18 protein-coding genes are annotated in these 19428 nt (G+C 71.1%); 6 read left to right on the top strand and 12 right to left on the bottom strand.

The annotated features are described in order from the left end of the window. The first annotated feature begins 9 nt into the window (after positions 1 to 9). From ACFWGZ_RS09205 to ACFWGZ_RS09195, 3 genes are read left to right on the top strand one after another with little or no spacing between them, the layout of a single operon-like run. Complete coding sequence (locus tag ACFWGZ_RS09205) at positions 10 to 1608, top strand: DUF4331 domain-containing protein (protein WP_382450970.1); 1599 nt, start codon at positions 10 to 12, stop codon at positions 1606 to 1608. Positions 1609 to 1634: 26 nt separating this feature from the next. Beyond that, positions 1635 to 2897 carry a tetratricopeptide repeat protein gene (locus ACFWGZ_RS09200; RefSeq protein ID WP_382450969.1) on the top strand — a complete coding sequence of 421 codons (1263 nt, stop codon included), beginning with the start codon at positions 1635 to 1637 and terminating at the stop codon, positions 2895 to 2897. After that, positions 2894 to 4291: a nickel/cobalt transporter gene (locus tag ACFWGZ_RS09195; protein ID WP_382450968.1), complete on the top strand. Its 1398-nt coding sequence runs from the start codon at positions 2894 to 2896 to the stop codon at positions 4289 to 4291. The genes ACFWGZ_RS09200 and ACFWGZ_RS09195 overlap by 4 nt, the downstream gene beginning before the upstream one ends. Positions 4292 to 4358: 67 nt before the next feature. On the opposite strand, the gene ACFWGZ_RS09190 is transcribed toward ACFWGZ_RS09195, so the two are convergent. Both ACFWGZ_RS09190 and ACFWGZ_RS09185 read right to left on the bottom strand, forming a co-directional pair. Next, on the bottom strand, positions 4359 to 5117 hold the full coding sequence (locus ACFWGZ_RS09190; protein ID WP_382450967.1) for an anti-sigma factor family protein: 759 nt from the start codon (positions 5115 to 5117) through the stop codon (positions 4359 to 4361). Positions 5118 to 5322: 205 nt separating this feature from the next. Beyond that, positions 5323 to 6072, bottom strand: coding sequence for a TetR/AcrR family transcriptional regulator (locus ACFWGZ_RS09185; RefSeq protein WP_382450966.1), 750 nt, complete (start codon positions 6070 to 6072; stop codon positions 5323 to 5325). Between the two features lie 96 nt (positions 6073 to 6168). On the opposite strand from ACFWGZ_RS09185, the gene ACFWGZ_RS09180 reads away from it, so the two are divergent. Next, on the top strand, positions 6169 to 7110 hold the full coding sequence (locus ACFWGZ_RS09180; protein WP_382450990.1) for an ATP-binding cassette domain-containing protein: 942 nt from the start codon (positions 6169 to 6171) through the stop codon (positions 7108 to 7110). After that, on the top strand, positions 7107 to 7886 hold the full coding sequence (locus ACFWGZ_RS09175; protein ID WP_382450965.1) for an ABC transporter permease: 780 nt from the start codon (positions 7107 to 7109) through the stop codon (positions 7884 to 7886). The genes ACFWGZ_RS09180 and ACFWGZ_RS09175 overlap by 4 nt, the downstream gene beginning before the upstream one ends. Here the strand turns inward: ACFWGZ_RS09175 and ACFWGZ_RS09170 are convergent. Continuing rightward, the gene (locus ACFWGZ_RS09170) at positions 7803 to 8543 is read right to left on the bottom strand and encodes a lipopolysaccharide kinase InaA family protein (protein WP_382450964.1); all 741 of its coding nucleotides are present in this window, start codon (positions 8541 to 8543) and stop codon (positions 7803 to 7805) included. The genes ACFWGZ_RS09175 and ACFWGZ_RS09170 overlap by 84 nt on opposite strands. Before the next feature lie 61 nt (positions 8544 to 8604). Beyond that, the gene (locus ACFWGZ_RS09165; protein ID WP_382450963.1) at positions 8605 to 9459 is read right to left on the bottom strand and encodes a bile acid:sodium symporter family protein; all 855 of its coding nucleotides are present in this window, start codon (positions 9457 to 9459) and stop codon (positions 8605 to 8607) included. A gap of 144 nt (positions 9460 to 9603) precedes the next feature. On the opposite strand from ACFWGZ_RS09165, the gene ACFWGZ_RS09160 reads away from it, so the two are divergent. Beyond that, positions 9604 to 10548 carry a DUF1152 domain-containing protein gene (locus ACFWGZ_RS09160; RefSeq protein WP_382450962.1) on the top strand — a complete coding sequence of 315 codons (945 nt, stop codon included), beginning with the start codon at positions 9604 to 9606 and terminating at the stop codon, positions 10546 to 10548. Here ACFWGZ_RS09160 and ACFWGZ_RS09155 read toward each other — a convergent pair. The 8 genes from ACFWGZ_RS09155 to ACFWGZ_RS09120 form a co-directional block, all read right to left on the bottom strand. Next, positions 10542 to 11561, bottom strand: coding sequence for an MFS transporter (locus ACFWGZ_RS09155; protein ID WP_382450989.1), 1020 nt, complete (start codon positions 11559 to 11561; stop codon positions 10542 to 10544). The genes ACFWGZ_RS09160 and ACFWGZ_RS09155 overlap by 7 nt on opposite strands. A 167-nt stretch (positions 11562 to 11728) precedes the next feature. Further along, the gene (locus ACFWGZ_RS09150) at positions 11729 to 13066 is read right to left on the bottom strand and encodes a cellulose binding domain-containing protein (RefSeq protein ID WP_382450961.1); all 1338 of its coding nucleotides are present in this window, start codon (positions 13064 to 13066) and stop codon (positions 11729 to 11731) included. Positions 13067 to 13257: 191 nt separating this feature from the next. Beyond that, entirely contained in the window at positions 13258 to 13581 is a 324-nt protein-coding gene (locus ACFWGZ_RS09145; protein ID WP_382450960.1) for a hypothetical protein, read from the bottom strand. Beyond that, positions 13578 to 14834 carry a choice-of-anchor P family protein gene (locus ACFWGZ_RS09140; protein ID WP_382450959.1) on the bottom strand — a complete coding sequence of 419 codons (1257 nt, stop codon included), beginning with the start codon at positions 14832 to 14834 and terminating at the stop codon, positions 13578 to 13580. The genes ACFWGZ_RS09145 and ACFWGZ_RS09140 overlap by 4 nt, the downstream gene beginning before the upstream one ends. Continuing rightward, entirely contained in the window at positions 14831 to 15484 is a 654-nt protein-coding gene (locus ACFWGZ_RS09135; protein WP_382450958.1) for an ABC transporter ATP-binding protein, read from the bottom strand. The genes ACFWGZ_RS09140 and ACFWGZ_RS09135 overlap by 4 nt, the downstream gene beginning before the upstream one ends. Further along, a complete protein-coding gene (locus ACFWGZ_RS09130; protein WP_382450957.1) occupies positions 15481 to 16173 on the bottom strand; it encodes an ABC transporter ATP-binding protein in 693 nt (230 codons plus the stop codon). The genes ACFWGZ_RS09135 and ACFWGZ_RS09130 overlap by 4 nt, the downstream gene beginning before the upstream one ends. Next, positions 16170 to 17987 carry an ABC transporter permease gene (locus ACFWGZ_RS09125; RefSeq protein WP_382450956.1) on the bottom strand — a complete coding sequence of 606 codons (1818 nt, stop codon included), beginning with the start codon at positions 17985 to 17987 and terminating at the stop codon, positions 16170 to 16172. The genes ACFWGZ_RS09130 and ACFWGZ_RS09125 overlap by 4 nt, the downstream gene beginning before the upstream one ends. After that, positions 17984 to 19387, bottom strand: a complete 1404-nt coding sequence (locus ACFWGZ_RS09120) for an ABC transporter substrate-binding protein (RefSeq protein ID WP_382450955.1) — start codon at positions 19385 to 19387, stop codon at positions 17984 to 17986. Before ACFWGZ_RS09120 ends, ACFWGZ_RS09125 begins: the two co-directional genes overlap by 4 nt. Between the last annotated feature and the right edge of the window lie 41 nt (positions 19388 to 19428).

Genomic DNA, 19428 nt, shown 5'->3' with positions numbered 1-19428 from the left:
AGACCAGACATGTCATCACCGCACGTCCTCGGCGGTCGCCGCGGCCAGGTGGCTGCCGCCGCACTGGTGGGCGCGACACTGCTCAACGCCGCGATGTTCGGGGGCACCAGCGCCACCGCGTCGTCACACCGCGAGGCCCCGCTCATCGCCGGTGACCCGGCCGTGGACAACACGGACCTCTACGCCTTCGTGAGCCCGGACCACAAGGACACCGTCACGCTGGTCGGCAACTGGTCGGGTTTCCAGGAGCCGAACGGCGGCCCGAACTTCTTCCCGTGGGCCGAGGACGCGCAGTACGACTTCAACGTCGACAACGACGGTGACGCGAAGCCCGACATCACGCTGCGGTTCACGTTCCGCAACGACGACCGGCGCAAGAACACCACGTTCCTCTACGCCAACGGCGTCGTGGACTCGCTCGACGACGAGAACCTGCTGTTCCGCCAGCGCTACGACCTCGAGGCGATCTACGAGAACGGCCAGAAGGTCAAGCTCGTCAACAACGCCCAGGCCGCGCCGTCGCCGAACGGGCCGGCGTCGATGCCGGACTTCAAGAAGCTGCGCGACCAGGCGACCGTGCAGATCCCCGGTGGCGGCAAGGTCTACGTGGGCCCGTCGGAGGACTCGTTCTTCGCCGACCTGCGGGTGTTCGACCTGCTCTACGGCGGCAACCTGAGCGAGGTCGGCCAGGACACGCTGCGCGGCTACAACGTCAACACCATCGCGGTCCAGCTGCCCAAGCACGCACTGGCGTTGAAGAACGACATGCACCGCAACCCGAACATCGGCGTCTGGAGCACCACGCAGCGCCGCACGATGAAGCTCTCGCCGGGCAAGGCGGAGGCGGTCGGCGACTTCGTGCAGGTCTCGCGCCTGGGCAACCCGCTCGTCAACGAGGTCGTGGCGCCCGCGGGCCTCAAGGACGCGTTCAACGGCCTGCGCCCCGACCAGGACGCCGGTGTGAAGGAGCTCGTCGACCGGGTCGTGAACCCGGAGCTGCCGAAGCTCGTCGAGGCGATCTACAAGATCCCGGCGCCGCAGGGCCAGCGCGACGACCTGGCGGAGATCTTCCTGACGGGCATCACGAAGAAGCTCGGCGCGCAGATCGACGCGGACCTGAACTCGCAGATCAACAACGCCGACGCCGACAAGAACAAGTTCCGGCCCTCGGAGATGCTGCGGCTGAACATGATGATCGACCCGAACGCCAACCCGAACCGCCTGGGCCTGCTCGCGGGCGACACGCAGGGCTTCCCGAACGGCCGTCGCCTCGCCGACGACGTGGTGGACATCGCCGTGCAGGCGATGGAGGGCGCGGCGGCGTCCGGCAAGATCGTCGAGGCGCTGGCCACCGGTGACAAGGTCGACGCGAACGACCAGCCGTTCGAGGCGAACTTCCCGTACGTGGGCCTGCCCCGCAACGGCACGGCCGTCAACACGAACGGCAACACGGCCGAGGTCGCGGTCAACCCGGTCGGCAAGATCGGCAACCTGGACCCGATGGCGATGACCACCGCGGTCGGCTCGGCCGCCGTGTTCGGCATCGGCTTCTTCCTGTGGCGCAAGCGCCAGGCCTCGATCCGCAAGTACGGGTCGCACTCGAAGTGAGGTACCAACAACGGCAAGCGGTCGCGGTGGGTCTCCTGGTCACCGCGGCGCTCGCCTACCTAGCCGCCTCCGGTCCTGCCGACAGCAGGGCCGGGGGCGAGCCCCCTGTTCCGGCCGTGGCGCAGCAGAACCAGATGCACCGCGTCGTGCACCAGCTCCAGCAACGGCTGCACGCCGTTCCCGGGGACACCTCGTCCTGGGCGCAGCTGGGCACGTCCTACGTGGAACTGGCGCGCGTCACGGCGGATCCGGCCTACTACGCCAAGGCTGAGGGCGCGTTGAAGAACGCGGGCGGCACGGGCGCGGCCGCCATCGGTTTCGGCACGCTCGCGAACGCCCGCCACGACTTCGCCGCGGCCCGTGAGTGGGCCGGGAAGGCGATCGCCGCGCTGCCGTCGTCCGCGGAGGCCCACGGCGTGCTGGCGGACGCCCTGACGCAGCTCGGTGACGACGCGGGCGCCGAGGCCGCGGTGCAGCGGATGCTGGACCTCAAGCCCAACACGGCGTCCTTCGCCCGTGCTTCCTTCCACCTGGAGCTCCACGGCGACGTCGAGGGCGCCCGCGCCGCGATGCAGCGCGCGCTGACCGCCGCCGCGACGCCCGAGGACATCGCGTTCTGCCGCTACCGGCTGGGCGAACTCGCGTTCGACCACAACCGGCTCGACGAAGCCGCGCAGCACTACGAGCAGGGACTGGCGGCGAGAGGAGACGACATGACTCTCACTCAAGGCATGGCCAAGGTCGCGGCGGCACGGGGTGACGTCCCCGCCGCCCTGGAGGACTACCGCAGACTGACCGCGCGCGCTCCCCTGCCGCAGTACCTGCAGGAGTACGCGGAGCTGCTGGAGGCCGGTGGAAAGGCCGGCGAGGCCGCGAAGCAGTACGAGGTGCTCACCGAGCAGCAGCGGCTGATGGAGTCGCAGGGCGCCTTCGACGACCTGGCGGCGGCGCTGTTCGCCGCCGACCGCGGTGACGGCGCGCAGGCGCTGCGGCACGCGGAGACCGAGTGGAGCAGGCGGCAGAGCGTGTTCGTGGCCGACGCGATGGCGTGGGCGCTGCACATGAGCGGCCGCGACGCGGAGGCGCTGGGCTACGCGGACCGGGCGGCGGCGCTGGGCTGGCAGAACGCCACGTTCTCCTACCACCGCGGCATGATCCTCGCCGCGCTCGGCCGGGTCGGCGAGGCCCAGGAGGCGCTCGTGCAGGCGTTGCGGCTCAACGCCAACTTCTCCCCGCTGCAAGCGCTGAAGGCGGGCCGCAAGCTCGCGGAGCTCCGAGGCGACAGGTGAGCCTGTCCAGCTGGGTGGTGCGACCCGTCCTGGTGCTGGCGTTGCTGGTCGCCGGCATCTTCTTCGTCAACGGCGAGGCGTCCGCCCACCCGCTGGGCAACTTCAGCGTCAACCACTACCACGGGCTGCACCTGCACCCGGACCGCGTGGACCTGCGGTCGGTGGTCGACGTGGCGGAGATCCCGACGCTGCAGGAGAACCTGAAGACCCGGGACGCGCGGCAGTGGTGCGACGAGGTCTCCCGCACCGACCGGTCCACGGTCGACGGTCGGCAGATCTCCTGGACGCTGTCGAGCTCCGTCAAGGAGCACCCGCTCGGCCAGGCCGAGCTCAGCACCACCAGGCTGGTCTGCGAGTTCACCGCGAAGATCGACCTCGGCCGGGCGGCCCGGCTCGAGTTCCGCGACGAGTCGAACACCGACCGGGTGGGCTGGCGCGAGATCACCGCCGCCGGCACCGGGATCCGGCTCACCGGCTCGAAGGTGGCGACCGAGAGCGTCAGCGACGAGCTGCGCGCGTACCCGGAGGACCTGCTCAGCACCCCGATGGACGTCCGGTCCGTCGCGTTCACCGCCGAACCGGGCAGCGGGTCCGAGCCGAAGCAGGCCTCCGGCTCCCCCGTCCAGTCGTTCAGCGTCACGGCGGCCAGGCTCAACGACATCCTCGGCAGCGACGACCTGACGCCGTGGCTCGGGTTCCTCGCCCTGCTGCTGTCCCTGGCCCTCGGCGCCTCGCACGCGGCCCTGCCGGGGCACGGCAAGACGCTCATCGCCGCCTACCTCGCCGGCCGCCAGGGCACGCCGAGGGACGCGTTCGTCGTCGGCGCCTCGGTCACCGCCACGCACACCGGCGGTGTGCTGGTCCTCGGCCTGGTCATCAGCGCGTCGTCCGCGCTGGCCGGCGAGGAGGTGCTGCGCTGGCTCGGGCTGGTCAGCGGGGTGCTGATCGCGGCCATCGGCGTGATGCTGCTGCGTTCGGCCCTCACGACGACCCGCTCACCGGTCCTCGTCGGAGCGGGAGCGGCAACCGGGCACGGTCATGGCCACGGACACGGTCATGGGCATGGCCACGGACATGGGCACGGGTACAGCCGCGCGAGCCTGATCGGCATGGGCGCGGCCAACGGACTCGTCCCGTCGCCGTCCGCGCTCGTCGTCCTGCTCGGCGCGATGGCGCTCGGCCGCACCTGGTTCGGCGTCTTGCTGGTCCTCGGCTACGGAATCGGCATGGCGGGCACGCTCACCGCCGTCGGACTGCTGCTCGTGAAGGCCAGGGAACGCGTCGAGAAAATCCTGGACGGGCGTGCCACCCGCGCCCTCTCGCATTACGCACCCGTCGGCACGGCCGCGATGGTGATCGTCGTCGGCGCATGGCTGACTTTGCAGGCCGTTTAAATCACGTCAATGCAACTTCGAAGGGCCCGGATTCGTCTGAATCCGGGCCCTTCGCGTGTTTCCGCTCTTACAGGTTCGCCACCACGAACGACTTGCCGTCCGCGGTCTCCACCGAGATCGACTTCACCTGGTCCGGCGGCACGCTGACCATGCCCCGCACCTTCGAACCCTCGAGCCGCTGCTTCTCGGTCGTGGTCCAGGCGAACGCCTCGGTCTTCGTGCCGTCCGCACCGACCACGACCAGCCGGCACTTCTGCGCGGCGGGCAGTCCGTCGATGTTCGCCGTCACGAGGTAGCGGTCCTGCGATGAGGGCGCGATCTCCGCCACCATCCTGATCCCGCCCGCCGTCGCCTCGCCCGTGCGAGTCGCGGCGATGTTCGAGCCCGGTGCCTCGTTCTGCATCAGCACCGCGGCGCCCCCGAACGCGACCACCGCTGCCACGGCAGCGGCGGCGAGATAGCCCGGCCAGCGCCGGGGCTTGGCGTGCAACGGCTCGGGGAGCTCCTCCACCGGCCGCGGACTGGCTCTCGGGCTCGGAGCATCGGCCACCCGCGGCTGCGGGATGGCCGACTCCTGCCTGATCTGCCGCAGCGTGCGCTGCAGCACCAGGTCCGACGGCTTGGGCAGGTCGTCCTCGAGCTCGTGCAGGAATGCCTCGCGTGGCACCTCGTCGAGCGCTGTGCGGATCCGCCGGAAGTCCGCCACCTGCACACGGCAGGCCTGGCAGTCCATCAGGTGCTGCTCCACACCAAAACTCTCGTGCGCGTCCAGAACGCCGAGCGCGTAGCAGCCAAGGGTGACCGCGTCGTGCGCGCCAGCTGTCATACGACCTCCTCGTCGTCCCGATTTGCCCCCGCGGCGAAACGGTGTCACAAGGAAAACGGGCAGATAGGAGTGGTTGGTTCAGCCCGCGAACGAGTTCATTCTGATATCGCATAACAATGGCATTACGTGACCGCGCAACTACGGTTCCAGCCAGGCCTGAGCTGCTCTTTTCACCTGATCGGACGACTCAAGGCGTCGTGAACGGCTACAGACACGTAGATCGACGAACTGGGGGCCGTTCGGCGGATTCGACGAACGCCCGCAAGCCGTCCAGGACGCGTGCCAGACCGAACTCGAACTCGTCCAGCGGCCGGTGGAAGCCGCCCGAGTTCCAGATGTGCGTCGTCATCGGCAGCCGCTCGGGCGTGAAGTGCTCCCACAGCTCCTCCCTGCCGTTCCACCAGTCCTCGTCGGAGACGCCGGTGTCGCGCTCGGCCTGCACGCGGTCGGCCATCGTCCTGCCGACGCCGACGACGAACTGGCTGACCGTCGTCACGACGGAGACGATCTCCTCCGGCGCGAGCCCCAGCTCCGACACCACGGCGTAGGCGGCGTCCTGCCGCGTCATGGCCTGCGGGCCCGGCATCCGGCGCGAGGTCGTCAGCTGCAGCATCCACGGGTGCGCGCGGTACATCGCCCACATCTGCCGCGCGAAGAACTCGAGCCCCTCGCACCACGGGCCCTCCGGGGCGGGCTCGGTCTCGCCCCACACCGCGTCGACCATGAGGTCCAGCAGCTCGGACTTGCCCGGCACGTGCCGGTAGAGCGACATCGCCGTGCTGCCGAGCGTCTCGGCGACCCGGCGCATGGTGAGCGCGTCGACCCCCTCGGCGTCGGCCACCTCGATGGCCGCCTCGACCACCCGCGCCTGGCTCAGCGCGGCCTTCGGTCCCCTGGTCGGCTCGGCCGGCGGCTCCCACAACAGGCGCACGCTGCGGTCACGGTCGCTCTTCACCCAACTCCCTCTTCCCCACGCTCCTTGCCGTGAATCCTAGAACCGTGTACTTAGTACATCCAGCTTACTTTGTACGCAGTTGATTCGTGGGGGTGGATCGTGGGACACGCGGTGGTCGCGGAAGGCCTGCGCAAGAGGTTCGGGGACGACTGGGCGCTCGACGGGTTCGACCTGGCGGTGCCCGCCGCAACGGTGTGCGGGCTGCTCGGCCCGAACGGCGCCGGCAAGACGACGGCGGTACGCATCCTGGCCACGCTGCTGCGCCTGGACGGCGGCCGGGCCGAGGTGGCGGGCCACGACGTGGCGCGCGAGGCGCCGGCCGTGCGCCGCCAGGTGGCGCTGAACGGCCAGCAGTCCACGGTCGACGACGTGCTGACCGGCCGGGAGAACCTGGTGATGTGGGGGCGGCTCTACCACCTGTCCCGGCGCGAGGCGGCCGCGCGGGCGGGCGAGCTGCTCGAGCAGTTCGGGCTGGCCGACGCGGCGAACCGGCGCGTCAAGCAGTACTCGGGCGGCATGCGGCGGCGCCTGGACCTCGCGTCGAGCTTCATCACGCGGCCGTCGGTGCTGTTCCTCGACGAGCCGACGACCGGTCTCGACCCGCGCAACCGCGGCGAGGTGTGGCGCGAGGTCCGGCGGGTCGTCGCGGAGGGGACGACGGTCCTGCTCACCACGCAGTACCTCGACGAGGCCGACCAGCTCGCGGACCAGGTCGTCGTGCTCGACACCGGCCGGGTGGTGGCGCAGGGCGCGCCCGAGGAGCTGAAGTCGACGCTCGGCGGCGACCGGATCGAGGTCGTGGTCCGCACCGCCGAGGAGCTGCCGGTGGCGAGCGCCGTGCTCGGGCCGGACGCCGAGGTGGACCCGGACGGGTTCCGGGTGAGCGCGGCGGTGGCCGACCGGGTGGCGGCGCTGACGCGGGTCGCGTCGGCGCTCGCCGCGCAGGGGGTGGAGGCCGAGGACATCGCACTGCGGCGGCCGACCCTCGACGAGGTCTTCCTGGCGATCACGGGACACCGGGCGGGGGTGCGGGCATGAGGTACGCGGCGGTCGACACGTGGGTCGTGGCGAAGCGCGACCTGGTCCACTGGGTGCGCGAACCGGTGAGGGTGGTCGCGAACCTCGCCTACCCGGTCATCTCGGTGCTGATCTTCGGGCTGGTCTTCGGCAGCGCGATGAACGTCTTCGGCGGCGGCGATTACATCGAGTTCCTGCTGCCGGGCATGTTCGGCCAGACCATCGCGTTCGGGGTCGGCTCCACGCTGCTGATGGTGTCGATGGACGCCGACCGGGGCGTCACGGACCGGTTCCGCGCGTCGCCGATGTCGCAGACGGGCGTGGTGGCCGGGCGCAGCATCGCGGACCTGGTGAACTCGTCGCTCGAACTGCTGGTGCTCGCCCTGTGCGGGCTGGTGATCGGCTGGTCGTTCCACGACGGGCTGCCGAACGCGATGGTGGCGTTCGCGCTGCTGCTCTGGCTGCGGTTCGCGCTGGTGTGGGTCGGCATCTACGTCGGCCTGCTGGTGAAGCCGGAGGCCGCGCAGGCGTCGTGGATGGTCCTGTTCCCGCTGACGATGTTCGCGAACACGTTCGTCTCGCCGGAACTGATGCCGGGCTGGCTGCGGGTCGTCGCGGAGTGGAACCCGCTGTCGGCGACGGTGGCGGCGGCGCGGGAGCTCTTCGGCAACCCCGGCGTCGGCGGCGACTCGTGGGCCGCGCAGCACTCGCTGCTACTGGCGGTGCTGTGGCCGGCGGTGTTCGTGGCGGTCTTCTGGCCGCTGTCCGTGCTGAGGTACCGCGACCTCAGCCGCTGAGAAGTCGGTGCGGAACTGCTCGGCGAGCCACCGGCCGAGCAGCCGCCGCCAGTGGCGGACCCGGTCCAGCTGCTCCGGCCGGAGCGTGCGGTCGCGCTCCCACTCGCGCCAGTCGTCGCTCGCGAGCCAGCCGATGCAGCCCGCGATCCGGTGCACGCGCAACAGGGCCGGGTCGGGCGTGTGGCCGTACCCGGTCCAGAACGCTTGCGGCAGCGCGGTTCCGTGCAGGTAGAGGTGTTCCTCGAAGGCGGCGAGCTCGTCGAGCGGGTTGCCCTGGCCGGGGTTGTCCCAGTCGATGAGCGTCGCCCGCCCCTCCCCCACGATGATGTTGTGGAGGTTCACGTCGTTGTGCAGCAGGCCGACGCGGTGGATCCGGCGGAACGCCAGGCCGATCGCCCGCCAGACCTCGTCGGGCACCGGCAGGGCCTCGGCGAGCGTCCTGCCCTCGACGTACTCGACGAGCACGTCGCCGCGTCCGTTGTGGGCGAGCACCTCCGGCGCGCCGGGCACCACGAACTTCGGCAGGTCCCGCGCCACCTTCGGCTGCCGGAGCACGGCCCTGCGCCCGTCGGCCAGTGTCACCAGGTGCAGGACGTTGGTGAGGCCCTCTCCCCGCAACGGTTCGACGCGGACGGCGGTCCGCAACAACGGGAACATGGGCCCACTGTCTAACAGGCGTCAGGTCAGGCCGCGGTGAACGCCGGCCGCCGCAGCCGCCTCAGGCCACCGCTTTGGTGCGGGACAACAACCTTGCCGCGATCGCGGCCGGGAGGTACATCAGCACGCCGTAGACCGCGGGCGGGATCGCCATCGTCTCGTCGTTCAGCACCGTCAGCGCCAGCGTGATCGCGATGGTCGCGTTGTGGATGCCGATCTCCATGGCGCTGGCGACGGCCTGGCCGCGTTCGACCTTGAACGCCCTGGGCACGTAGTAGCCGATCAGCAGGCTGAGGACGCTGAGCAGCAGCGCCACCGGCCCGAGCGTCGCGATGTTGTCCACGAGCTGCTGGTGGGCCTGCGCGATCGCGGCGACGATGACGAGCACCAGCACCACGACCGACGCGATGCGCACCGGGTCGTTCATCCGCAGCGCCCACGCCTCGAACCTGCGGCGCACGAGCATGCCGATCGCCACCGGCACCAGCACGATCGCGAACACCTGCACGAACTTCGCCGGCTGCAACCCGACCTCGGCGTCGTCCGCCATGAAGTGCGCCATGCTCAGGCCCACCACGAGCGGCAGCGTGAACACCGCCAGCACCGAGTTGATCGCGGTGAGCGTGATGTTGAGCGCCACGTCCCCGCCCGCGAGGTGGCTGAAGAGGTTCGCCGACGTGCCGCCCGGCGAGGCGACCAGCAGCATCATGCCGACCGCCAGCACCCCTCGGAGCCCGAACGCGAGCACGAGCCCGAGGCAGATCGCGGGCAGCACGACCACCTGGCAGACCAGGGCGATCACGGCCGCCTTCGGGTACTTCGCGACCCTGGCGAAGTCGCCCGTGGTGAGCGTCAAGCCGAGGCCGAACATCACCAGGGCCAGCGCCAGCGGCAGGAAGATCTGGACGACGAGCACGGCGGCCTCCGCGGATGTCCGGCTTGTGCAGTTTGATCTGTTCGGAACATCCTGGCGTTACGCCCGCCTCGATGGAACAGGCCGGGTCGCACGAGCCGCCCCACTGTCCGGCCACGGCGGTACCGGGGAGTTACTGTCGCGGGTGTGTTCAGCCTGGCCCAGCCGCCGCTCTTCACGCGGCTCCACCCCGCGCGCACCGTCCTGATCGCCGGGGCGGGCGGCGGCTTCGACGTGTTCGCGGGTCTCCCGCTCGGAATCGCGCTGCGCGCCCAGGGCAAGCGCGTCTGCTACGCGAGCCTGAGCTTCAGCGACCTCGGCCGCCTCGACCTCGACGCGTGGGTGGAGCCGGGGCTGGCCGCCGTCGGACCGGACACCGCCGGCGACGACGCCTACTTCCCCGAACGCGAGCTCGCGCGGTTCCTCGGCGACACCGTCCACGCGTTCCCGAAAGCGGGCGTGCGGCCGTTGCGCGCCGCCTACCGCACCCTCGTCCGCAGGCTCGGCGTCGACGCGATCGTGCTGGTCGACGGCGGCACGGACATCCTGCTGCGCGGCGACGAGCAGCACCTCGGCACACCGGCCGAGGACATGACGAGCCTGGCCGCGGTCGCCGGGATCGACGGCGTCGAGAAGCTCGTCGTGAGCCTCGGCTTCGGCATCGACGCCCACCACGGCGTGTGCCACGCGCACGTGCTGGAGAACCTCGCCGCGCTCGACCGGCAGGGCGGCTACCTCGGCGCGCTGTCGATCCCGTCGGACAGCCACGAGGCCCGCGCCTACACCGCGGCCGTCCAGCAGGCGCAGGACGCGACGCCGTTGTCGCCCAGCATCGTCAACGGGCAGATCGCGGCGTCGTTGCGCGGCGAGTTCGGCGACGTGCGGTTCACCAGCCGCACCGAGGGCAGCGAGCTGTTCGTGAACCCGTTGATGGGCGTGTACTTCACCGTGGACCTCGACACGCTGGCCCGCGGCGTGCACTACCTGCCGGCGCTGGAGGGCACGCGGACGGCGTTCGACGTCGCCCTCGCGATCGAGGAGTACCGCGAGAGCACCGACGAGCGGCGGCCGCGCCGCCCGCTGCCTCACTGACGGCGCCGGATCACCACCGCCACCACCAGGACCAGCACCCCGATCGCGGACGCGGCGCCGAACACCCACAGGCCGTAGATCGCGAACGCCACGAACTCCGACCCGATCGCCGCGACGGAGGTGACGGTCGCCCGCGCGTCCGACTCGATCCGGTGCTGCAGCTCGGTCTCCACGTGCACCAGCACGAACCGGTAGAGGCCGTAGAACAGTCCCAGCAGGACGATCGCGACCGGCACGGCCAGCACGGCCGCGGCGATCAGCACCAGCCCGGACGCGAACAGCACCCAGCCGCGCAACGGCAGCCGGCCCGCGAGCGACGCACCCGCGGCGCCCGTCAACGGCACGCCGATCGTCGCGAGCGGCACCCACACCGTGGGCACGTGCCAGTCCTGGGCCAGGAGCGTGAAGTACTCCTCGAAGGCGTCGATCGCGTACACCAGCGCCACGGCGAGCACGGCGCGTCTGACCGGCACGGTCTCACGCAGACCCGTCAGCAGCGTCGCGAAATAGCCCGGTTCGTCGTCCTCATCGGACCCGCGCGGTGGTTCGGAGAACCGCAGCGCGACCACCGACGACACCAGGCACGTCGCCACGGAGAGCCAGCCGGCCAGCTGGTAGCCGCCGAGCGAGAACAGCGCGGTGGCGATCACGGCGACCGGCACCTGCGCGATCAGCTCGATCGTGTCGACACGCGCGTTCAGGCGTCCGTAGAGGTCCTCGTCGCCGTTGGCCGCCAGGCCGTCGTAGAGCAGGGCCTCGAACGCGCCGGACTGCAGCGTGCCGCCCAGTCCCCAGAGGACGAAGCCCGCGGCGAAGCCCCAGAACGACGGGAACACGACCCAGGCCGCGTACCCGAGCGCCTGCAGCACGCCGGAGGCGACCAGGCAGCTCCGCCGCGAGAACCGGTCGGCGACCGCGCCGGAGGGCACCTCGAAGACGACCGCGGTGAGCGACCAGACGGCGAGCAGCACCGAGATCTGGGCGTCCGACAGCCCGCTGTCGGCGAAGAGCAGCGCGTACAGCGCGTAGATCGGGACGAGGTGCGAGCACCACGCCCACGCCGTCGCGGTCCGGGAGAGATCAGTGGAAGATCAATGTCGTCGTCGCATGGCACAAGGGTAAGCCGTCAGCGCCACCGGATAAATGGCGCTGACGGCTCAGGGGTGGTGCGGCGGGACGATCAGAAGCCGGCGGTGATCTTCGAGAACGCCAGCTCGGCCTGCCCGATGCCGGAGCAGCCCGCGGAGACCTGGCCGTCGCAGCCGCCGCGGTCGCGGTTGACCGACCAGAAGGCCAGTCGTCCGAGGCCGTTCGACTTCGACCAGTCGCGGATCGCGGTCCAGTCGTCGACGGTGGTCAGCTCGCGCTGGTCCGACAGGCCGTTCATGCCGGAGATGCCGACGTGCTTGAACGCCTCGGCGTCGCTCCAGCCGAAGGTCGACTTCAGCTTGTTCTTGAGCCCGGTGGCCGCGCCGATGGTGTCGGTGCGGATGTTCGAGCTGCCGAAGTCGAACGGCATGATCGTGAACACGTCGATGTTCGCGTTCAGGGCCTTGGCCTGGTCGACCAGACGGGCGCCGTAGAAGTTCGGGCCGGTGGTGCCGGTGCCGAACGTGACGATCGTCTGGATGCCCGGGTTCTTCTCCTTGACGATCTTCAGCGCGGTCAGGATCCGGTCCTGGACCGTCGTGTTCTCGAACTCGTCGGAGTTCTCGATGTCGATGTCGATCGCCTTGAGCCCGTAGGCGTTGATGACCTGCTGGTAGGCGCCGGCCAAAGCCTCCGGCGTCGAGCAGTTCGGGCCCAGCTTGTTGCCGCTCCAGCCACCGAACGACGGCACGACGTCGCCGCCGGCCGCGCGGATGGCGTTGATCGTCTGCTGGTCGACGCCGCCCGTCAGCGGACGCGCGCTGTCCCACGAGGGGGAGCAGCCGCCGCCGGAGAGGACGAAGGCCAGCGTGAACCACTTGACGCCGGTGGCGCTCATGACCTGGGTCGCGCTCTGCGGGTTGCCCCAGCCCAGGTACAGGTACGGCGCGCCACGACCGGTGCCGGGCACCGTCGGGTTGGTCGTCGTCGTGGTCGTGGTGGTGGTCGTCGTGGTCGTCGTCGGCCCGGAGCCGCCGTCGCACGAGCCACCGTTGATCTTGCAGTTGGACGGGCTGCCGCCCGAGCCGCGCACGGTGAAGCCGAAGCTCACCGAACCGCCCACGGGCACCGTGCCGTTCCAGGTGTTGCGGACAGTGATGTTCTGCCCGTTCGCGGCGTAGCTGCCGTCCCACAACGACGCGATGGACTGTCCGCCCGGGAGCGTGAACTCGACGGTCCACGACGAGAGGGCGGAACCACCGGTGTTGGAGATGGTGTACTTGGCCTCGTAGCCGCTGCCCCAGTCCGACGTCTTGGTGAACGCCGCCGTCACACCGGTCGCGCCGCTCGCGGGAGCGGCGAGAACACCTCCGACCACGGTCGCCATCGCGACAGCCGCGGCCAGGAACTGCCAGCGGAACTTCTTCATTGCACTCCGTTCACGTGCAGGGGGTACGTGACGGGGTGCACGTTAACTGGTCTAAACCACTCGTTCAAGGGGAGGAACCGGACATCGTCCGGGCGCGTCACCCCGTTGTGCGAGAACGCTCTCACACTCGGTCCACTTGGAATGGTGGGCGGTGCGTCACCGGCGGAAGTCGCCGAGGTGCGCGGAACCGGTTACGCGTTGCGGCCCTCGAGCTGGTCCACCCGGTCCGCCGCCCTGTCCTCCAGCAGCTGCAGCAGAGCATACGTCGTCTGCCGCTGTTCCTCGACGAGCTTGGTCAGCCAGGAACCGAAGTAGAGGAACCCTCCGATTCCGATCAGCCCGAGCCCGAGCATCCCGCCCGAGACCACGTACGGGATCTGCTCGAAGGTGTACCCGGTGTGCGCGACGCCCCACCAGGCGAAGAGGATCGCCGCGATGCCCGCCGTCATCAGCGCCGTGCCGACGAGCCCGAGTCCGCTGCGCATCCGCGCGCGCCGACGGTCCTGGAGGGTCATGGCCCCACCCGCAGGTCGGGGACACCGGTCGGGTGCCCGGAGGGACAGGGAGCGCCGCCCAGCAGGAAGGTCCCGAACGACTTCATGCCGAACGCCGCGGCGGTGGCGACGCCGAGGCCCGCGACCACCAGCAACGCCGGTACGCCGGGGAAGTCGAGCAACGACCCCGTACGGGCCCGTGCGTTCGCCACCGGGGTCACGATGGACTTCGGCGGGGTGGAGCCGGCGACGGGCGACGTGGCGGGGACGTCGCCACCGGAGGACGACGAGTCCGGTGGCGCCACCGGGGCGACGGGCGCCGGCACCTCGGGCGGCGGCAGGGCGGCGGAGGCGGAGGCGTTGGCCACGGCCTCGGTGTCACCGACGACGACCTCGAGCTTGCGCAAGGGGTTGAGCAGCGGCGCGAGTTCCTCGGGCAGCAACGGGGTGAGGATGCCGTCGAGGATTCCGCCGAGCCCCAGCCTCGTGCGCAGCACGGTCACGTCGACGGTGAGCCTGAGCCCGCTGCTGACGGAGGTCGCCTGCGCACCCTCGATCCTGGTGGCGGCCGACGGCCAGGTGAGCGTGACGCCCAGCGGTGCCAACGCCTTCAGCAGGCCCTCCGGCGGCGCCGCGGGTGAGGGCACCGGGAACCTCTGGCCCAGCACGGTCACCTCGGCCAGGGCGAACGTGCTGGTGCCGCTGCCCTTGCTGCCGTCGCTCACCGCGACCGACTCGAACTTCACACCGGACAGCACGACGAGGCCGGACAGCAGCGAGATCGTCTGCGCGGACGACACGGCCGTGGACCGCGCCTCGGTCGCGGACACCGTGCTCACGCTCGAGGAGGCGAGCCCCTCGGCGGTCAGCACGAACGGCACCTCCTGCTTGGCGCCCGCGAACGACTCGGCCTTCGCCGCGCCGGCGGAGGCCTTCATGCCCGACTTCGCCTCGTCGGCCGGGCCGCCGGGGTGCGCCGCGTTCACCTGGACCGGGTACGCGAAGCCCAGGAGCTGCGGCAGACCGGTGCCGACGGCGGCGCCCGGCCACAGCGAGCTCGCGACCGACCGTCCGATCGGACCGGCGCCGAGCTCGGTCCGCGTGTAGGAGAGGTGCACCTCGCCCTGCGGTTCCGCGGGCACGGGCAGCAGGTCGGTGGTCAGCAGCACCGAGATCGGGGTGGCCTCGGCCGAGAGCGTGAACCCGCCGATGTCGGCGGCGTGCGCCGGTGCCGGGAACAGCAGGACCAGCAGGAGAACGAGCGCGTACCTCATGACGCCCCTCCGAAGTAGACGGTGGCGAGGTCGGAGTCCGCCGAGATCTCGCCGTGCGCCATCACGACGACCTGGTCGGCCACGGCGGAGGCGGTCTCGGCGAACTGCTCGACGATCAGCATCGTGACGCCGGAGGACGCCAGCTCCCCCACGACCTCGTAGAGCTCGGAGACGATCACCGGCGCGAGCCCCATGGACAGCTCGTCGATCACCAGCACGGCCGGGTCGGTGATCAGCGCGCGGGAAAACGCGAGCATCTGCTGCTCGCCGCCGGACATCGAGCCCGCGAGCTGCTTCTGCCGCGCCTCGAGCTTCGGGAACCGCGCGTAGACCACGGCGGGGTCGCCGCGCATCAGCCGCAGGTTCTCCGCGACGGTGAGGTTCGGGAAGATCGCCCGGCCCTCCGGGATCGTGCACAGGCCGGCCCGCGCCAGCTCGTCGGGCGCGGCGTCGTTGACGTGCACCCCGCCGAGGTGCACGTGCCCGCTGGAGGCGCGCAGCTGTCCACTCAGGACCTTGACCAGCGTCGACTTGCCCGCGCCGTTCGGGCCCAGCAAGGCCGTGACCGAGCCGCGCGGCACGGTCAGCGAGACACCGCGCAGCACCTCGATGCGGCCGTAGCCGGCGTGGACGTCCACCAGGTCGATCATCCGAGGTACGCCTCCCGGACTCCCTCGTGGGCGCGGACGACGTCCGGGGTGCCGGACACCAGCAGCCGCCCGAGGGTGAGCACGTGCACGGTGTCGCAGTAGCCCATCACGAGGTCCATGTCGTGCTCGACCAGGACGACCGAGCGGCCCTCCCCGCTCAGCTCCCGCAGCAGCTCGCCGAACGCGTCGGTCTCGGCGCGGTCGAGGCCGGACGACGGTTCGTCGAGCAGCAGCAGGCTCGGCTCGGTGGCGAGCGCGCGGGCCAGTTCGAGCAACCGGGCGGCGCCGGTCGGGACGGTGTCGGCCTGGTTCGGGCCGAACTCCGCGATGCCGACCCGCTCCAGCAGGCCGTCGGCGAGGCGGGGTGAGCGGCGGCGGCTCTCCAGCGCCACCACGACGTTCTCCCAGACGGTCAGGGACCCGAAGACCTCGAGCCGCTGGAACGTGCGCGCCACGCCCATCCTGGAGCGCTGGTGCGGTCCCTTCGCGGTGATGTCCTCGCCGTCGAGCAGCACCCGGCCCGCCGACGGCTTGCGCAGCCCGCTGACCACGTCGAACAACGTCGTCTTACCCGCGCCGTTCGGGCCGATCAGCCCGGTGACGCCGGGGTCGACGGTCAGGGTCACGTCGTCGACCGCGGTCACCTCGCCGAAGCGGACCGTCACGCCCTCCACCCGCACCGTGCTCATGCGCGCCGCCAGGACCAGGCCCGGAAGAACCAGCTGACCAGGCCGTTGGGGTCGCGCGACAGTCCGGCCGCGGCGACGCCGAGCAGCACGACCGCCACGCCCGCGAACGCCGGGAAACCGCTCTGCAGCACGGGGAGCAGCATCAGCAGCATGCCGCCGAGCAGCGCGCCGGACACCGACGTCACCCCGGCGATCACCGCGAACAGCAGCAGCGGCAGGTTGTTGAACAGCTGGAAGTCGCTCGCCGCCACGGTCTCCCGCAGCTGCGCGAAGAGCCCGCCCGCGAGACCCGCGATCCCGGCCGACAGCGCGAACACGCCCACCCGGATCCAGCGCACGTTCACGCCGAGCGTCGCGCACGCGGCGGAGCTGTCCTTGACGGCGATCATCTTGCGCCCCAGCCGCCCGCGCCGGATCGCGAGCACACCGGCGCCCACGAGCACGAACACCCCGGCCACCAGCAGCAGCTGTCCCGTCGCCGACCCGGCCAGCTTCGGCACCTGCAGGCTCCCCCGCACCCCGAACGCGATCGGCGACTGCAGCACCAGCTTGTCCATCAGCTGCGCGAACCCCAGCGTCGCGAGCGCCAGGTACAGCCCGCTGACCCGCAGCACCGTCAGCGCGATGAGCGCGCCGACCGCCGCGGCCACCAGCGCGCCGGCCAGCAGCGTCAGCGGTGACGCCGAACCCAGCCGCGCCACCGTCACCGCGCCCACGCCGACGAACGTGAACTGCCCGAGCGACACCACCCCGCCGTACCCGGTGAGCAGCACCATCGACAGCAGCACGATCCCGAACACCAGCCCCAGCGCGAGCTGCCCGGCCACCACGGCGTCGACCAGCAGCGCCAGCACCACGACGACGCCGACGAACACCCCCGCGCCGACCCCGGTCGTCAGCGCGTTCGGCACCGCCACGCCGCGAGATCCCCGCACACCGCCGATCCGCAGCGGCGACTGCGGCATCGCGAGCAGCACGACGAACAGCAGCAGCGCCGGGATCGCCGCGCGGAACGCGATCCAGCCCGGCGACGACGGCAGGTACGCCACGGCGTAGGACTGCAGCAGCCCGAGCCCGAGCGCGCCCGCGAACGTCCACGGCAGACTCCGCAGCTGCCCGACCAGTGCCGCCGTGTACGCCGTGATCACCAGCAGCGTCATCGTCACGTAGTCGAGCTGCACCACCGGCGTCAGCAGGATCCCGCCCAGCGCCGCGAGCGCCGACCCGATCGCCCAGCTCAGCGCCGACAACCGGTGCGGCCGCGTGCCGTAGAGCGACGCCAGTTCCGGCGCGTCGACGCACGCCCGCATCGCGAGGCCGGTGCGCGTGCGGTTCAGCAGCACGTACAGCCCGCCCGCGACCAGCACCGCGCACGCGAGCGTCACCAGGTCGTGCCCGCTGACGAACGACTGTCCGATGTGGATGCCCAGCTCGTCGAGGAACGGCCGCACCGGACGGGCCTGCGGCGGCCAGATCACCTGCGCCACCCCGATCAGCCCGACCAGCACGCCCACGCCCGCGACGAGCGTGATGCCGACCGGCGCGCCCGCGAGCCGGCGCATCACGAACCGCTCGACCAGCAGCCCGAACAGCGGTGCGCCCACGCCGACCACGAGCAGCAGCGCGAGCCACTGGGGCAGGCCGCGGTTCTCGGCGAGCTCCCAGTAGAGGAACGCCATGACCATGCCGATGGCGCCGTGGCCGACGTTGAACACCTTGGAGGTGCTGTAGGTGAGCACGAGCCCGCCCGCGACCACGGCGTACGCGCCGCCGGTGACGAGGCCGAAGATGGTGTAGGCCAGGAGCGCGGTCATCCGCCCACCCCGGTGTCGATCAGCGACCCGCACGAGTACCCGGACGCGGGCGCGAGCCGCGACCACGTGCCGCCCTTGAGCCGCACCAGGGTCATGCAGGCGGAGGTCCGCTTGCCGCCCACGTCCTGCGGCGCGACCATCCCCTCGGCGGTGAAGTCGTGCACGCCGCGGATCGCGTCGACCATCGCCTTGCGCGTGAGCTGCGGCCCGATCTTGGCCGCGGTCTGGACGAACAGCCGTGCGGCGGCCCAGGCGAACATGCCGAAGTACGAGGGCGCGGCGCCCGGCGCCACCCGGCCCAGCCACTGCTTGTAGAGCGCCACCTGCGCGTTGTTCTCCTCGAACAGCGCGCCGTTGGTGTAGACGACCGTGCCGTCGACCGCCGAGCCGCCCTGCTTGAGGTACTGCGGGTCGTAGGCGCTGGGGTCGGTGACGAACGCCTCCGGCGTGAACCCCTGCTGTCGCATCGCCTGCTGCAACCGCACCGCGTACTGGCCCGACCCGATCCAGTAGACGATCTTGGTGCCGGTCTCCTTGAGCTTCGCCACGTACGGCGCGTAGTTGACGTCGGTGATGTCGATGGCCTGCGTGTAGACGAACTTGATGCCGCGCGCCTCCGCCGCCTTCTGCATGCTCTTGGCGTTCTGCGCGCTGGCGTCCGCGTTGAGGTAGAGGTACGCGGCGGCGCCGGCCGCGCCGGGGAAGCTCGACTTGACCAGGTCCGGGCCCGCCGATGACACCAGGTTCACGACGTTGGACGCGACGCCGAAGCTGTTCGCGGTGCGCTGCCGTTGCGCGGTGACCGTCGAGGCCCGCAGGTCGGGAATGCCGCAGCCGGCCGCCGCCGGTCCGCCGCCCTGGTCGAACGCCGACATCGACCCGACGAGCGCGAAGGCCTGGTCGCAGGCCTGCGAGGTGGCCTGCTGGTCGCCGCCGCTGTCGGTGCGCGAGTCGAACGAGACGAGCTTGAGCTTGCGCCCGCAGATCGAGCCCTGGGTGGCGTTGAAGTACTCGACGAACGCCTTGGTGGCCTGCTGCGCCGACTGGAAGATGCCGGGCACCGGCCCGCTGATGTCGGAGATGTTGGCGATCGTGATCTCGCCCGCGGTGACGCCCTTGTCCGTGGCGCCCCCGGTGCCCTGGCACGCGCCCGCGAGGCTGCCGGGCGGGTTCGGCTTCTGGTCGGCCTGCTGCGGGTTGTTCGCGCCGGTCTGGCCGCCGGTGCCGTCCGTGCCGGACGCGGCGGCGTCCTCCTCCTGCGCCACGCCCTGTTCGGTGCCCGTTCCACCGCCCCTGGGCACGACGAGTGCGGCGCGTTGCTCGTCGGTGAGCCTGCTTCCGCAGCCCGCGAGCAACGCGCAGATCACCACCACCGGGATCAGCGCCGTCCTGCGATGCATGCGAACGGACGCTAGGGCACTGCATCAATCCAGTCCGGGCC

It is taken from the genome of Lentzea sp. NPDC060358, from assembly GCF_042725365.1.
GTDB lineage: Bacteria > Actinomycetota > Actinomycetes > Mycobacteriales > Pseudonocardiaceae > Lentzea.
This window is presented reverse-complemented; position numbering and strand designations above follow the sequence as displayed.

Bases quoted from the DNA above. Each gene is read 5' to 3' on its own strand.
- ACFWGZ_RS09205 (WP_382450970.1), top strand. From the start codon at position 10: ATGTCATCACCGCACGTCCTCGGCGGTCGCCGCGGCCAGGTGGCTGCC.
- ACFWGZ_RS09190 (WP_382450967.1), bottom strand. From the start codon at position 5,117: ATGACAGCTGGCGCGCACGACGCGGTCACCCTTGGCTGCTACGCGCTC.
- ACFWGZ_RS09175 (WP_382450965.1), top strand. From the start codon at position 7,107: ATGAGGTACGCGGCGGTCGACACGTGGGTCGTGGCGAAGCGCGACCTG.
- ACFWGZ_RS09170 (WP_382450964.1), bottom strand. From the start codon at position 8,543: ATGTTCCCGTTGTTGCGGACCGCCGTCCGCGTCGAACCGTTGCGGGGA.
- ACFWGZ_RS09150 (WP_382450961.1), bottom strand. From the start codon at position 13,066: ATGAAGAAGTTCCGCTGGCAGTTCCTGGCCGCGGCTGTCGCGATGGCG.
- ACFWGZ_RS09145 (WP_382450960.1), bottom strand. From the start codon at position 13,581: ATGACCCTCCAGGACCGTCGGCGCGCGCGGATGCGCAGCGGACTCGGG.
- ACFWGZ_RS09140 (WP_382450959.1), bottom strand. From the start codon at position 14,834: ATGAGGTACGCGCTCGTTCTCCTGCTGGTCCTGCTGTTCCCGGCACCG.
- ACFWGZ_RS09135 (WP_382450958.1), bottom strand. From the start codon at position 15,484: ATGATCGACCTGGTGGACGTCCACGCCGGCTACGGCCGCATCGAGGTG.
- ACFWGZ_RS09130 (WP_382450957.1), bottom strand. From the start codon at position 16,173: ATGAGCACGGTGCGGGTGGAGGGCGTGACGGTCCGCTTCGGCGAGGTG.
- ACFWGZ_RS09125 (WP_382450956.1), bottom strand. From the start codon at position 17,987: ATGACCGCGCTCCTGGCCTACACCATCTTCGGCCTCGTCACCGGCGGC.
- ACFWGZ_RS09120 (WP_382450955.1), bottom strand. From the start codon at position 19,387: ATGCATCGCAGGACGGCGCTGATCCCGGTGGTGGTGATCTGCGCGTTG.